Origin of the sequence: Prauserella endophytica (assembly GCF_005146945.1) — a bacterium.
Lineage (GTDB): Bacteria > Actinomycetota > Actinomycetes > Mycobacteriales > Pseudonocardiaceae > Prauserella_A > Prauserella_A endophytica.
Genome location: NZ_SWMS01000002.1, coordinates 19,260 through 33,456 on the forward strand (window position 1 = coordinate 19,260; position 14,197 = coordinate 33,456).

Here is a 14,197-nt window from a genome sequence, read left to right on the forward strand (position 1 = left end):
GCGGCTCGCTTTCGGCCACCGAGCACGATGACCCGGCCCCAGCCGGCCGGTTGACTCCCGGATATGAACACGACAGACGGCGCCAACGCGCACATCACGGTGGGCTACAAGGCATCGGCGGAGCAGTTCGGCCCGCGCGAGCTGGTCGAGCTGGCCGTGCTGGCCGAACAACGAGGGTTCGACTCGGTCATGGTCAGCGACCATTACCAGCCGTGGCGGCACCGGGGCGGGCACGCGCCGTTCTCGATGGCCTGGCTCGCCGCGGTGGGGGAGCGCACACAGCGGGTCCGGCTGGGCACCAGCGTGCTGACCGCGACGTTCCGCTACAACCCCGCCGTGGTGGCTCAGGCCTTCGGGACACTCGGCGCCCTGTATCCGGGGCGAGTCGTGCTGGGCCTCGGCACGGGCGAGGCGCTCAACGAGGTCGCGGTCGCGAAGCTCGAGTGGCCGGAGTTTCGGGAACGGTTCGCGCGGCTGCGCGAGGCCGTCGAGCTGATCCGTCGGTTGTGGACGGAGGAACGGGTGACCTTCGAAGGGGACTACTACCGCACCGAGAACGCGACGGTCTACGACCGGCCGCCACTGCCCGTCCCGATCTACGTGGCGGCGGGTGGACCGCTCGTGGCGAAGTACGCGGGGAGGGTGGCTGACGGCTTCATCTGCACCAGCGGCAAGGGCATGGACCTCTACACGGAGAAGCTGCAGCCCGCGGTGGACTCCGGTGCCGGGCAGGCCGGCCGCAAGCCCGGTGACGTGGTGCGCTCGATCGAGATCAAGCTGTCCTATGACACCGATCCGCGGGCCGCCACCGAGAACACGAGGTTCTGGGCCCCGCTGTCGCTGACCCCCGAACAGAAGCACGGCATCTCCGACCCCGTCGACATGGAGAACGTTGCCGACGAGCTGCCGATCGAGCAGGTTGCCGGCCGGTGGATCGTCTCCACCGATCCGGAGGAGGTCGTCGAGCGGGTTCGTCCTTATGTGAACGCCGGTTTCACCGACCTGGTGCTGCATGCCCCCGGCGGTGACCAGGCCCGGTTCCTGGAACTGGCCGGGAAGGACCTGCTGCCCCGGCTGCGAGCCCTCGGCTGAACCACGACCGGTGTCGTCGCGGGCTGTTACGGCACCGTTCACCCGTTGCTCAGCGCACGGTCGAGGCATCGTCACGGTGCTCTGCGCCCACTGACGTCGTCGGATGCGGTACCTACCCTTGCTCCATCGCGGTTTCCGGTCCTGCCGCAGGGAAGGTGAGGTGGCTCGATGACGGTCGTGGACAACGTGGCGAGCGAACCGGCTGTCGCCGAGGGCCCTCCGCCGTATCTGGCCGGTGCGAAGGGGGCGGTGCGGCTGAGGCAGCTCATCGGTGCCCGCCGTGGCTGGCTCATGGTGGTGGCCCCGGCCACGGGAATCGATCGGCCGCTGGCCGGGGTCACGATCTGGGACCCGGCCAGGGCGCCGGGCCGGCATCAGCTGCTGCTGGTGGTCTCGTCCCACCCGACCGGCGACGAGCTCGCCGAGGTTCTGGCGGAGGCGAGCGCGGCTGAGTCCGCCGCGGTCGTGGTGCGGAGCGGCTGCCTTCCGCGAGAGTTCGACGTCGAACTGGCGGCGGGCCGGGCGGGGGTGCCGGTGCTGGCGGTCGCCGATGGGGTCAGCTGGGAGGAGATCGGGGCGCTTGCCCGTTCCCTCGTGTCCGCCGCCGGGTTCGGCGTGCGGGGCGCGACACCCACCGCCAGCGGACTCTACGAGCTCGCCGAGGGCGCGGCGCTCGCGCTCGACGGCGCGGTCGTGCTCACCGACGCCGGACTGCGCGTGCTCGCGTTCGCCTGTGGGGACACAGTGGACGATCTGACCAGCGAGACGATCCTGGCCCGGCGCGCCCCGAAAGTGCTGAGGGAGCGGCTCGTCCTCGCTGGGAGCGGGCGGAACGTCTCGCGAATCGAGGTGGCAGGGGCAGGTCCCCGGCTGGTCGCGCCGATCCTGGTCGGCGACCTCGTCGCCGGCCACGTGGTCGTGACGCCAGGCCCCGACACTCCCGACTGCGCCCCGCGCGTGGTCGGCGAGGTGGCGGCTGCCGCGGCCGCGTGGTTCCTCGACGAGCAGGCCGGGCCTGACGACGAGGACCTGGTCCGGGCCGAGCTGCTGCGCGGACTGCTGACCGGACGGGGCTCGCTGGAGGCGCTGACCGAGCGACTCGGCCGGCCCGCCGCCGCACGCTGGTGTCTGATAAGCCTGGGTGCGCACGGCGACGGCGAGACAAGGGCAACGAGCCCGGCTCGCGGCCTCACCCCTGACGTCGAACGGTTGCTGGCGCGCTGCGCGCGGATGCTGGATCCCAGTGCGGCCACCGCGGTCCTCGACACCGTGGCCTACGTGCTGATCCCACATTCGCCAGGGCCTGGCCCTTCCGTGTTCGCGGAGCGACTGCGTCAGCGCGCCGCGACGCCGGTCGGGGCGCCGCTGGTGGCCTGTGTCAGCCAGGCATTGGCCACGGGGGATGACGCCCGTGCCGAATGCCGGCTGCTCAAGCAAGCGGTGGCGGTGCTCGCCGCGCGTCCGTCGGCGGTCACCGCCGACCTGTCGGGACTGCGGCCACATGTGGTGATCGCCGAGCTGGCCGGCCTGGCCACCGAGTATCCGGGGCTGCTGAACGGCGCGCTCGATGTGCTACGCCGCGACGAGTCGCCCCGTAGTGCCGAGTACCTGGACACACTGCTGAGCTGGTTCGACGCCGGTTGTGACGCCACGCGCGCGGCCGCTGCCCTGCGCGTGCACAGGAACACGTTCCGCTATCGGCTGCAGCGCATCGAGCAGCTCTGCGGAGTCGACCTCGACGACGCCGTCCAGCGATTCACCCTCGAGTTGCAGGTGCGGCTCCTCGTCCTCCGTGGAGGCTGGTGAGCCCGTCGCCCAACTGCAGTGAAGGCCACCTTCACTGCGTCGAATCGACACAGCGGCGCGCAGCGCCTCCGCTTGGGTGGCGGTGGGAGACGGGCGGGCGCAGGCATGGTGGCCTTCACTGCGGTCGGGGTCGGGTGGCTCGCTCGACGAGTTCGACGAGGTGTTCGTAGGTGTGGCCGGTGGCGCGGGTCATGCCGAGCTCGCAGGTTCGGTTACAGGAGACGTGGGCGTCGTGACCGCCGGACTGCTCGGCGTTGCTCGTCAGTTCCGCCGCCTGCCGGGCGGTCGCCGACGCTGTGAGTTCGGGATGGAGTAGTCCCCGGTCGCCCGCGAAGCCGCAGCAGTTCCACTCGTCCGGCACGACGACGTTTCCGGACACCGCGGCGGCGACTGAGTACAGGTGGGTGTCGATGCCCAGCCTCGTCGCCGAGCAGGTGGGGTGCAGTGCGACGGAGTCGGCCTTGGCCGTGACGGTGAGGAGGGGCATGAGCGTGGTGGCGGTGAACTCGACGGCGTCGACGACCCGAAGTCGCCGGTATGGCTCGTCGCCGGTGCCGACCATGTGGCGCAGGCCTTCGGTGCAGGACGCGGCATCGGACACAACGGGAAGCTCGCCCTGCCGTGTCGCGTCCCAGAGTGCGGGGAGCACCTTGTCGGCCATCGTGTCGTAGCCGCGCGTGAGTCCCTTCGATTTCCATGGGGTGCCGCAGCACAGTGCGGGCAGGTCGTGCGGGGTGCCGACGGTGATCCCGGCGCGTTCGCACAGGCGTCGCAGCGCCTCGGCCGAGCCGAGCCCGGTGGTGCCGAACATCGTGCCGGTGCACGAGGAGAACAGGATGGCCGATGGCGATCGGCCCCGGTCACGCTCGACGCGACGGCGTTGGCCGCCCTCGGGCAGTTCGGGCGACCACAGCGGCACCGTGTCGGTTCCGGCGAGGACACGGGCGGCGTGGTTGGCCTTGGTGACCAGGGGCAGGGGCAGGCGGGCCGCGGCGTCGAGTGCTCGGGCGGCCGTCCGTGTGGCGAGGTCCCAGTGACGAGCCGCCACGGACCAAGCGGTGTCCGCGACTCGCCCGGTCTGCTCGGCGCGCAACCGTCGGACGAGGTCGCCGGTGTTGATCGTGACGGGGCAGGTGGTCTGACACATCCCGTCCACGGCGCAGGTCTGTGTCGCGTCGTAGTCGTACTCGGCCACCAGCGACTCGTACGTCGCCCGGTCGCCTTCGCGGCGGGCGCTCTCGATCTCGCGGCGCAGCACGATGCGCTGGCGCGGCGTGGTGGTCAGGTCACGGCTGGGGCAGACGGGTTCGCAGAACCCGCATTCGACGCACCGGTCGACTTCCTCCTCAACGGGCGGCGACGACTTCAGTGCCCGCAGGTGTGCGCCGGCGTCGTCGGAGAGCACGACACCTGGGTTGAGCAGCCCTCGCGGATCGCACAGGCGCTTGACCTCGCGCATCATGTCGTAGAGCTCGTCGCCGTACTGGCGGCGGACGAACGGCGCCATCATGCGTCCCGTCCCGTGCTCGGCCTTCAGCGAGCCACCTCGTCCGAGAACGAGGTCGACCATGTCGTCGGTGAACCGGGCGAACCGGTCGAGCGGAACGCCGTCGCCCAGCCGCTCGGTCAGCATGAAGTGGATGTTGCCGTCCTTCGCGTGCCCGAAGATCACGCTGTCGCGGTATCCGTGCCGGTCGAACAACGCGGTCAGCGCCTCACAGGTCGGCAGGAGCTCGGGGACCGGCACGACGATGTCCTCCAGCAGTGCGGTCGTCCCGGCGGGCCGCGCTTCGGCCACCATCGCGTAGAGCCCCTTGCGTACGTGCCAGTGCGCAGCGCGTTGTGCGGGGTCGGCCGACAGGGCCGCCGGCACGACGGTCGGGATCAGCTCTAGCGTTCGCCCGGCGGCGTCGACGAGACCGTCGGCTTCGGCGGCCGTATCAGCCTGGTACTCGACGAGCAGGGCCGCGTGCCGCTCGACCGCGAGGGCCTTGAGCGTCGCGTCGGCGCGGTCGGCGTTCTGGCCGACGCGGAGAGAGGTGGCGTCGAGCAGTTCGACGGTGGCCGGCCCGGTCGCCACGAGTTCGGGCAACGCCGCGGTGGCGGCAGCCAGGTCGTCGAACACGAGCAGCCCGGTTCGGGCGTGCCCGAGCAGGGGGACCGTGCGAAGGACGATCGACGACACGAACGCGAGCGTCCCTTCGCTGCCGACCACCAGGTGGGCGAGGATGTCGCTCGCGCTGTCGTGGTCGAGGAAGGAGTTCAGCCCGTAGCCCATCGTGTTCTTCATGGAGAACTGCCGCGTGACCCGGTCTCGGAGCACGGAGTCGCCGCGAAGCCGATCACGGAGCCGCAGCAGGCCGGCGTGAAGCTCAGGTTCTCCGGCCCGCAGCTGTTCGTCGGCGTCGGGCGCCCCGGTGTCCAACTCCGTGCCGCTGGGTAGCACCAGACTGAGGGATTCCAGGGTGGCGTAGCTGTTCGCCCAGGTGCCGCACGCCATCCCGCTGGAGTTGTTGGCGACGACGCCGCCGATCGTGCAGGCCACCTCACTGGCCGGGTCCGGACCCAGTTTGCGGCCCCACCGGGCCAGCCGCGCGTTGACCTGGCGGACGGTGGCGCCGGGGCCGACCCGGACGCGGGCACCGTCGTCGAGCACCTCGATGTCGCGGAAATGCCGCCGCGTGTCGATGAGAATGCCGTCGGTTCCCGCCTGGCCGGACAGACTCGTCCCGCCGGAGCGAAAGGCCACGGGTGCACCGGCCTTGCCGGCCGCGGCGAACACGCGGCCCACTTCTTCGGCGGTCGAGGCCATGACGACCGCGCGGGGTGTCAGGCGGAAATGTGACGCGTCGTGGGCGTAGGCGAGGCGGTCGGTCAGCCGGTCGCGGACCGCGGCCTCATCGCGTACCGCGCCGCGCAGCCACGCCAGCGTCTGAGGCCCGCTCTCGGTGGTCGGGGTCATCGGCTCCTCTTTCGTCCGGCGAGGTGGTCGGTTTCCCGGCGTAGCAAGGACTCCAGCCATCTCTCCCGTTCGGGTTCCATCCGCGATGCGATGGTCGCGATGCCCAGTGCCACGACCGGCTGACCAGTGCGAGCCGGCACCGCCCTGCTGATGCCGACGGAGTCGTCGACGACCATCCCGCGGTTGATCGCGACGCCGCCGTGTTCGCGGGCGTCCGCGACGAGCTCCAGGATCACCGAGGCGGACAGTGGCCGGTATCCCTGTTCGATTTCGGCTTCGTTGGTCTCGACGATCGCGGCGGCCTCGTCCGGTTCCATCGCTGCCAGGAAGGCCAGGCCGGCGGCTCCGACTCCCAGCGGCAGCCGGTCGCCGACCTGGAGCACGTGGCTGCGGATCGGCCATCGGCCCTCCTCGCGATAGACGCAGACGTGATGGTGCCTGCGGCGGATCGAGACGAAGGCGACGTCTTCCGAGACCGCCGCCAACCGCGTGGCGGCCGCGAGTGACTGTTGCTGGACGCCGTAGCGCGGTTCGGCGGCGACGCCCACGACGTAGGCCTCGGGGCCGATCCGGTAACGCCGGTCGGGACCTTGCTCGAGGTAGCCGGCTCGCAGCAGTTCGGAGAGCAACCGATGAGTGGTGGACTTGGCGAGGCCCGTCTCCTCGGCCACGGCGGCCACCGACAATCCGCCGCGTCGCTCCCAGGCGGCGATGAGCGAGAGCAGATCGAGTGCACGCCGCACGCTCTGCGATCCCTGCAGCGCTTCCGCACCTGCCCGGCGACCCTGCCGTTCCATGTTATGGAACGGCTTATGTCCCATTGTCACAGGCAGAAGCTAAAAGTGAAGCCATCGAATTGTCAAACTCCACATTATGGAACACCGAACTGGGCATACGCATCGGTTGATTGACGGGTTTCGTCGCGGCCTCGCACCGTCGGTGGCACTGAGGAGCTGCTTCAACGACGAACGGAGGCCTCCATGGGTGCTCCCACCATGACGACCGGCGGCACGGGGGCGAACCGTCCGGTGCCGGAGGGCCGGAGGGCGGCCGTCGTGGACTGCGATGTCCACGCCGTCCTTCCCTCGGCCAGGAGTCTGCTGCCCTACCTCGACGACTACTGGGCTGATCAACTGGTCGCGCAGCTGGCTCCGTACTACGAGCCCGGCTACCACCCGCCCTCCTCACCGATCGCGGAGCGGCCCGAGGTCACGCCCGGTCCGGACGGGCGTGCCGGCACCGCCGTCGACGCACTCGTCGCGGACGTCTTCAGCGACGGCGGGCCCGACTTCGCCGTACTGAACTGTCTTTACGGCGTTCAGCAGATCCACCAGCCGCGCCGGGAGATCGCCCACGCCCGGGCCCTCAACGACTGGATCGCCAGGGAATGGCTGGACGCTGACGACCGGCTCCGGGCCTCGATCGTCGTACCCCAGGGCACCCCCGACGCGGCGGCCGAGGAGATCGACCGGTGCGCGGCCGATGGCAGGTTCGCCCAGGTGTTGTTGCTCGGCCAGTCGGAACTGCCCTATGGCAGGCAGATCAACTGGCCGATCTGGGAAGCCGCCGAGCGCCACGGCCTGCCGGTCGCCCTGCACATCGGTGGGGTGTTCCGGCAAGCGCCGACCTCGGTCGGCTGGCCCGGAACCTACCTGGAGTGGTACGTCGGGCAGCAGTCGAACCTCGAAGCGCAGCTCGCCTCGATCGTCTCCGAGGGGGTGCTGCAGAAGTACCCGTCGACCCGGATCGTGGTCAGCGAGCTCGGGTTCGGCTGGGTTCCGCCGTTCCTGTGGAAGTTCGACAAGCTCTGGAAGAGCTATCGACCCGATGTGCCGTGGCTGACCGAGCGGCCGTCGGACCTCATCCGCCGTCACGTTCGCTTCACCACCGCACCCTCCGACGGCTTCGAGCGGCCGGGGGCGCTCGACCGCCTCGTCGACCGGCTGGGCTCCGAGGACATGCTCGTCTATTCCAGCGACTACCCGCACCGCCACCACTCCGCGCCGCGCGAGATCGAGAACGGCAGCTCGGATCCCGCGCTGATCGACCGGATCCGGCGGACCAACGCCTTCGACATCTACGGCCTGAGCGTCCACTCGGACCTCTGAATCGACGGAAGTGAGACCACGATGACCACAATCCAGGAGCGGCCGCGCGTGCTGGACCTGCCGGCCCCGAAGGTGACCACCGGCATCGCCGACGTCGACATCCACCCGGTGCCGCCGGCGGACGCGCTGACCGCGTACCTGCCCCGTCGCTGGCGGGAGATCGTGCGCGAGTACGGGGTCCGCACCACCAACGGTCTGTTCAACCTCGGCGAGTATCCGCAGCTTTACGGCGGCGCGATGCGGGCCGACACGTGGCCCGAGACCGGTTTCCCCGGCTCGGACCTCGACCTGATCCGCAAGCAGCTGCTGGACCTCTACGACGTGCAACTCGGTGTGCTGCAGTGCATTTCGCCCGGAGGGCAGGCCCTGAATCCCGCTTCCCAGGCACTGCGTCCCGAGCTCGCCGATGCCCTCACCCGCGCGGTGAACGACTGGCAGCTCGAGCACCTCGTCCGGCCGGAGCCCCGGCTGCGGGCCGCGATCTCGGTCGCCTTCGAAAGTCCCGACCTCGCGACAGCGGAGATCGACCGGCTGGGTTCGCATCCCGGGGTGGTCGCGGTCCTGGGGCTGAGCAAGACCCGCGACCCGCTGGGCAGCCGGAGATACTGGCCGATCTACGAGGCGATGATCGCCAACGGACTGCCGATGCAGATCCATCTCTCCCAGGGCGGCGGGAACCCGAGCACCGGCACCGGCTGGGCGTCGTACCACACCGAGTACCACGTGGGACAGGTACAGAGCTTCCAGTCGCAGATTCTCAGCCTGGTGCTGTCCGGGACGTTCGACCGCTACCCGGACCTGCGGATCATGTTCGTGGAGGGCAATGTCGCGCATTTCGTGCCGTTGATGCAGCGCCTGGACTACCACTGGGAGACGCTGCGCAGCGAGGTGCCCGACCTGCTGCGTAAGCCCTCGGAGTACCTCGCCGACCACATCTGGGTCTCGACCCAGCCGATCGACGAGCCCGACAAGCCCGCCCACCTGGTGGAGTACATCGAGGAGTTCGGCGCCGACAACGTGCTGTTCGCCTCCGACTATCCGCACTTCGACTTCGACGCGCCGGACGCGATCTTCCCACCCTCGTTCCCGGCGGAGCTGAAGGACAAGATCCTGCGCGGCAACGCCGTGCGCTTCTTCGGTCTGGAGGACGGCGCGTGACTCGCTACATCGTCGCCAACACCACGGACATCCCGCAGGGTGAGCGGAAGATCGTCGAGCTGGAGGGCCGCTCGGTGGGCATCTTCAACCTCGACGGCGAGTACTACGCCCTGTTGAACAGGTGCCCGCACGCCGGCGCGCCGCTCTGCGAGCACGGGACCGTCTTCGGAGTCGCGTCGGCCGATGGCCCGGACGCGCCGATCGACTACGAGCGGCAGCGTTCGCTGCGCTGTCCCTGGCACGCCTGGGAGTTCGACATCCGGACCGGCGTGTCGTTCTACGACCCTCGCAACGCCCGGGTGCGCAAGTACGAGGTCGAGGTCGTCCCCGGCTCTCCCGAGGACGTCGTCGACCCGGACGGCGGCCGTCAGGACGGTCCGCTGGTTCTCGAGGGCTACGCCGTCTCGGTCGAAGGGGACGTCGTTGTCGTCGACACGAGTCGTCGGCGGCCGGGGCGCACCCGCGACCAGGCCGAAAGACGCCGTCCGGCGGCCACCGCCTGACCGACCTCAGCGGAGGATCCATGATCGCCAATCCAACCCGGTCCACCGGCGAGCCGGGTGAATTCGTCACTGTCGTCACCGCGAAGGACATCGTCGCCGACAACGTCGCCGTCGTGGAACTCGAGCCGGCGAAAGGGGAGCGGCTACCCGCATGGACACCCGGTGCTCATCTCGATCTCGTGCTGGAGCCGGATCTCGTCCGCCAGTACTCGCTGTGCGGTGACCCGGAAAAGCCCGGCTCGTGGCGTATCGGCGTTCTCCGGGAGGCCGGCGGGCGGGGTGGCTCCATCCATGTTCACGACCGGGTCGAGGTCGGCGACAAGATCCGCTGCCGGGGACCACGCAACAACTTCCCGCTCGTCACCGCGTCCGAGTACGTCTTCCTCGCTGGCGGCATCGGCATCACACCGATCCTGCCGATGATCGCGCATTGCACGGCACGGGACCGTCCGTGGAGCCTCGTGTACGGCGGTCGCAGCCGTGGCTCGATGGCGTTCCTCGACGAGCTTGCCGGCTATGGCGACCGGGTCGCCGTCCGCGCGCAGGACGAGCACGGGCACATCGACCTCGCGGCGGCGCTGGGGGAGCCGCGGGACGGCGTCGCGATCTACTGCTGCGGACCCGCTCCACTGATCGCCGCCGTCGAGGAGCATTGCACCGCCTGGCCGGACGGGACGCTGCACGTCGAGCGGTTCCGTGCCGCCGAGAACGTGCTCGACGGGGAGCACACCGCCTTCGAGGTCGTCTGCGACTACTCGGACATGGTCGTCGGCGTGCCCGCCGGGCAGACGATCGTCGACGCACTCGCCGAGGCGGGCATCGAGGTCCCGACCTCGTGTCGCGAGGGGACCTGCGGCACGTGCGAGACGGTCGTCCTCGACGGCGTTCCCGACCACCGCGACTCCTATCTGAGTCCACAGGAACGCGCGACCAACGAAGTGATGACCCCCTGCTGCTCGCGGTCACTCACCCCGCGCCTCGTCCTCGACCTGTGACCCCGTCCGGAGATCGCAGAACCACTGCACGAAGGAGTCCGCTGACATGAGTGACCAGACGAGCACGCCGACCGGCTCGGCCGTGATCGTGGGTGGAGCCAGGGGCATCGGGCTCGCCGCCGTACGCCTCGCCGCTTCCCGCGTCGCCGCGATGACCGTGCTCGACCTGCCCGAGGAGGCTCCGCAGGTCAGTGAAGCCTTTCCGGGCGCGCGGTACCAGCGCGCCGACGTGCTGGATCCCGCGAGCCTGGAGAAGGGCTTCGCCCTCGCCGCCGGAAGCGGGCCGGTGACGAGCGTCTTCGTCCCGGCGGGCATCACGCTGCCAGCACCGCTGCTGCAGGTGAGCCAGGCGGACGCGCAGCGCTGCCTCATGATCAACGTCCTGGGGGCGGTCAACACGATCCAGGCGGCGGCGCCCCACCTCGCTCCGGACGCCTCGGTCGTGCTCTGCGCGTCGGTGGCCGCCTACACCGGCGGCGGCTACATCGGCGGACCGGTCTACGGCGCGTCCAAAGCCGCCGTCATCAGCCTGACCAAGGGTGCCGCGCGGGAGCTCGCACCGCGCAAGGTCCGGGTCAACTGCGTGGCCCCGGGAACCACCGCCACCGGCATGATCGGCGACGACCCGGACGTCCACGCGATGTTCGTCGAACGCTCCCTGGTCGGCAGGCTGGCCAGCCCTGAGGACATCGCCGAGGCGGCGCTGTACCTGTGGTCGCCGGCCTCATCGTTCATGACCGGCGCCGTGCTCGATGTCAACGGCGGAATCCGGCTCTGACCCGCCCCACCTGGAGGTTTCCATGACACAGCACCCGCATCTGACCGGCTGGGCGCACACGCGGTTCGGCAGGTCCGATCAACCGGACGTGGAGTCGCTGATGGCCGAGGTCAGCGCCACCGCCGTCGAGGACTCCGGGCTCATGCCCGCTGACATCGATGCCATCTCCGTCGGGGTCTACGGCACCGACACCAGCAACCAGCGGTTCGAGGCCGCACTCGTCGGCACCGGCGCGCCCGAGCTTGCCGGTGTCCCCGCCGTGCGTTCCGAGAACGCCTGCGCCACGGGCAGCGCCGCGCTCTACGCCGCGCTCGACATGGTCGAGGCTGGGCGGGCTCGCGCGGTACTCGTCGTCGGGGCCGAGAAGATGACCCGCGCACCCGCCGCCACGGTTACCGACGTCCTCCTCGGCGCCGCCTACCTGCCGACCGAAGGCAAGCATGGCAGCTTCCCCGCCGTGTTCGCCTGGCTGGCCCGCCAGTACGCCAGGCGATACGGCGACCCCCGTGACGCGCTTGCCCGCATCGCCGCCAAGAATCACCGCAACGGCGTGGACAATCCCTACGCCCACATGCGGCGCGATCTCGGCTACGAGTTCTGCGTGACCGTCTCCGACCGCAACCCGGTCGTCGCCCATCCGCTCCTGCGCACCGACTGCTCCATGGTCTCCGACGGCGCCGCCGCCGTCGTCGTGGCCAGCGCCGACGTGGCGCGCGCCGCCCGCCGCTCGGTGGTCGTGCGGGGGCGGGCACAGGCCAACGATCCGATGCCGCTCGCGTCGCGGCCGGATCCGCTCGCGTTCGGCGCGGCCGCCACCGCCTTCCGCGGTGCGCTGGACGAAGCGGGTGTCGTTCTGGCCGATCTCGACCTGCTCGAGACACACGACTGTTTCACCCTCGCCGAGCTCCTGCAGTACGAGGCATTCGGACTCGCCGAACCCGGCAAGGGAAGCCTGCTGTCCTCCGAGGGTCGCACCGACCGTGACGGCGCGTTCCCGGTGAACGTGTCCGGTGGGCTCAAGGCCAAGGGGCATCCCATCGGGGCGACCGGGGTGTCCCAGCACGTGATCGCCGCGATGCAGCTCGTCGGTGAGGCGGGCGGGATGCAGCTGCCCCTGGCCGAACGAGCCGCGGTGTTCAACATGGGCGGCGCCGCCGTCACCAACTACGCGACCGTCCTGGAGGCCAGTCGATGAGAACCCAGGTCCGTGCCGTCAACGTGGCGGAGATGCTCGCACAGACCGCGCGCAGGTCGCCCGAGGCAACCGCCGTGGTACACGGCCAGACCCGGTGGACCTGGCGCATGCTCGACCAGGCCGCCGACCGGGTATGTGCCGAGCTGCGGCGCCGGAGCGTGAGCCGCGGAGACTGCGTCCTGCTTCACGGCCACAACCACCCCGAGTACATCCAGTCCCTGTACGGAATCTGGCGAGCCGGCGCGGCGGTGGCGCCGACCAACGTCAGGCTCACCCCGGCGGATGTCGCGGTGATCGCAGGCGTCTGCCGGCCGGTGGCCATGATCGCCGCCGGGGGCTCGGAAGCGCACGTGGAGGCGGTGCGCGACGTGACGGGATTGCCGGGCGGCGTGCTGTGGCTCGGTGACGACGCCTCCTGCGACACCGTCGCCGCGCTGCCTGCCGCGTCACCCGAGCCGGAGACGGTCTACGTGGGCGACCATGCGTGGTACTTCTTCACGTCTGGCACCAGCGGGTCGCCAAAGGCCTCGATTCTGACCCACGACCAGCTCGGGTTCGTCACCACGAACCACGCCGCGGACCTCATGCCCGGCCTGTCCGAGACCGATGTCTCGCTCGCTGTCGCTCCGCTCTCGCACGGCGCGGGCGTGCATCTGCTGCCCCAGGTCGCCCGCGGCGCGGCGACGATCATTCCGGAGGGGCCGGGGCTGCGGCCCGAGGAGGTGTGGGAGCTGGTCGAGCGGGAGCGGGTGACCAACATGTTCACCGTCCCGACCATTCTGAAGATGCTCGCCGAGGACCCCGCGGTCGACAAGTTCGACCACTCCTCGCTGCGGCACGTGATCTACGCGGGCGCCCCGATGCTCAACGCCGACCGCGACCACGCGCTGGACGTCCTCGGACCCGTCCTCGTGCAGTACTACGGCCTGGGAGAGGTCACCGGCAACATCACTGTCCTCACCCCCGCCGACCACGGCCGGCCCCAACCACCCGAGTTCGAGCTCGGCACCTGTGGCAGGCCACGGACCGGCATGCAGATCGCCATCCTCGACGACGCCGGGACCGAGCTCGGGCCGGGGGAGATCGGCGAGGTCTGTGTGGCAGGCCCCGCCGTGTGCACGGGCTATCTGCGTAACGAGGAGGCGACGGCGGCCGCGTTCGACGGCGGCTGGTTCCACACCGGCGACCTCGGTGCCGTCGACGAGCACGGCTACCTCTACATCACCGGGCGCGCATCGGACATGTACATCTCCGGCGGGTCCAATGTGCACCCACGCGACATCGAGGAGAAGCTCGTCGCTCACCCCGCGGTCGCCGAGGTCGCCGTGCTCGGCATGCCACACGCGAAATGGGGCGAGATCGGGGTCGCGGTCTGGGTGCGCGAGCCCGATCACGACACCGACGACGCCGGGCTGCGCGACTGGCTCGAGCCCAGGCTGGCCCGGTACAAGCTGCCCCGCCAGTTCATCCGCTGGCCGGAGTTGCCCAAGTCCGGCTACGGAAAGATCGTCAAGCGCACCATTCGCGATCAGCTCTTCGCCGCAGGCTGGACCGCGCCCGACTGAGCATTCCCGCCAAACCGACCTCGTCCCGCGGGCAG

At 70.2% G+C, this 14,197-nt stretch carries 11 protein-coding genes; 9 read left to right on the forward strand and 2 right to left on the reverse strand.

The window, feature by feature from the left end; translation table 11 throughout:
* Positions 1-63 precede the first annotated feature (63 nt).
* Together fgd and FCN18_RS04125 are read left to right on the forward strand one after the other, a co-directional pair.
* Entirely contained in the window at positions 64-1,092 is a 1,029-nt protein-coding gene (fgd, locus tag FCN18_RS04120; protein ID WP_137093398.1) for a glucose-6-phosphate dehydrogenase (coenzyme-F420), read from the forward strand.
* Between the two features lie 168 nt (positions 1,093-1,260).
* On the forward strand, positions 1,261-2,898 hold the full coding sequence (locus tag FCN18_RS04125) for a PucR family transcriptional regulator (RefSeq protein ID WP_137093400.1): 1,638 nt from the start codon (positions 1,261-1,263) through the stop codon (positions 2,896-2,898).
* Positions 2,899-3,013: 115 nt separating this feature from the next.
* Here the strand turns inward: FCN18_RS04125 and FCN18_RS04130 are convergent, their stop codons facing one another.
* Together FCN18_RS04130 and FCN18_RS04135 are read right to left on the reverse strand one after the other, a co-directional pair.
* The gene (locus tag FCN18_RS04130; protein WP_137093402.1) at positions 3,014-5,860 is read right to left on the reverse strand and encodes an FAD-binding and (Fe-S)-binding domain-containing protein; all 2,847 of its coding nucleotides are present in this window, start codon (positions 5,858-5,860) and stop codon (positions 3,014-3,016) included.
* Complete coding sequence (locus tag FCN18_RS04135) at positions 5,857-6,603, reverse strand: IclR family transcriptional regulator (protein WP_199543122.1); 747 nt, start codon at positions 6,601-6,603, stop codon at positions 5,857-5,859. Before FCN18_RS04135 ends, FCN18_RS04130 begins: the two co-directional genes overlap by 4 nt.
* 237 nt (positions 6,604-6,840) lie before the next feature.
* Here FCN18_RS04135 and FCN18_RS04140 point away from each other — a divergent pair, with 237 nt between their 5' ends.
* Genes FCN18_RS04140 through FCN18_RS04170 form a run of 7 tightly spaced genes read left to right on the forward strand, consistent with a single transcriptional unit; the run spans position 6,841 to position 14,162 of the window.
* Positions 6,841-7,968 (forward strand): amidohydrolase family protein, encoded by a 1,128-nt coding sequence (locus tag FCN18_RS04140; protein WP_228713640.1) that lies wholly within the window; start codon positions 6,841-6,843, stop codon positions 7,966-7,968.
* Between the two features lie 21 nt (positions 7,969-7,989).
* A complete protein-coding gene (locus FCN18_RS04145) occupies positions 7,990-9,126 on the forward strand; it encodes an amidohydrolase family protein (RefSeq protein ID WP_137093404.1) in 1,137 nt (378 codons plus the stop codon).
* On the forward strand, positions 9,123-9,629 hold the full coding sequence (locus FCN18_RS04150; protein ID WP_137093406.1) for a Rieske (2Fe-2S) protein: 507 nt from the start codon (positions 9,123-9,125) through the stop codon (positions 9,627-9,629). The genes FCN18_RS04145 and FCN18_RS04150 overlap by 4 nt, the downstream gene beginning before the upstream one ends.
* Before the next feature lie 20 nt (positions 9,630-9,649).
* Positions 9,650-10,624, forward strand: coding sequence for a PDR/VanB family oxidoreductase (locus FCN18_RS04155; RefSeq protein WP_137093409.1), 975 nt, complete (start codon positions 9,650-9,652; stop codon positions 10,622-10,624).
* A 46-nt stretch (positions 10,625-10,670) separates the two neighbouring features.
* The gene (locus FCN18_RS04160) at positions 10,671-11,402 is read left to right on the forward strand and encodes an SDR family NAD(P)-dependent oxidoreductase (RefSeq protein WP_112273532.1); all 732 of its coding nucleotides are present in this window, start codon (positions 10,671-10,673) and stop codon (positions 11,400-11,402) included.
* 22 nt (positions 11,403-11,424) lie between these two features.
* Complete coding sequence (locus FCN18_RS04165; protein WP_112273530.1) at positions 11,425-12,597, forward strand: thiolase domain-containing protein; 1,173 nt, start codon at positions 11,425-11,427, stop codon at positions 12,595-12,597.
* The gene (locus FCN18_RS04170; RefSeq protein ID WP_113643458.1) at positions 12,594-14,162 is read left to right on the forward strand and encodes an AMP-binding protein; all 1,569 of its coding nucleotides are present in this window, start codon (positions 12,594-12,596) and stop codon (positions 14,160-14,162) included. The genes FCN18_RS04165 and FCN18_RS04170 overlap by 4 nt, the downstream gene beginning before the upstream one ends.
* Positions 14,163-14,197 lie beyond the last annotated feature (35 nt).

What these genes read in the sequence shown, in the direction of transcription:
- fgd (WP_137093398.1), top strand. Translation starts at nt 64, where the DNA reads ATGAACACGACAGACGGCGCCAACGCGCACATCACGGTGGGCTACAAG.
- FCN18_RS04125 (WP_137093400.1), top strand. Translation starts at nt 1,261, where the DNA reads ATGACGGTCGTGGACAACGTGGCGAGCGAACCGGCTGTCGCCGAGGGC.
- FCN18_RS04130 (WP_137093402.1), bottom strand. Translation starts at nt 5,860, where the DNA reads ATGACCCCGACCACCGAGAGCGGGCCTCAGACGCTGGCGTGGCTGCGC.
- FCN18_RS04140 (WP_228713640.1), top strand. Translation starts at nt 6,841, where the DNA reads ATGGGTGCTCCCACCATGACGACCGGCGGCACGGGGGCGAACCGTCCG.
- FCN18_RS04145 (WP_137093404.1), top strand. Translation starts at nt 7,990, where the DNA reads ATGACCACAATCCAGGAGCGGCCGCGCGTGCTGGACCTGCCGGCCCCG.
- FCN18_RS04155 (WP_137093409.1), top strand. Translation starts at nt 9,650, where the DNA reads ATGATCGCCAATCCAACCCGGTCCACCGGCGAGCCGGGTGAATTCGTC.
- FCN18_RS04160 (WP_112273532.1), top strand. Translation starts at nt 10,671, where the DNA reads ATGAGTGACCAGACGAGCACGCCGACCGGCTCGGCCGTGATCGTGGGT.
- FCN18_RS04165 (WP_112273530.1), top strand. Translation starts at nt 11,425, where the DNA reads ATGACACAGCACCCGCATCTGACCGGCTGGGCGCACACGCGGTTCGGC.
- FCN18_RS04170 (WP_113643458.1), top strand. Translation starts at nt 12,594, where the DNA reads ATGAGAACCCAGGTCCGTGCCGTCAACGTGGCGGAGATGCTCGCACAG.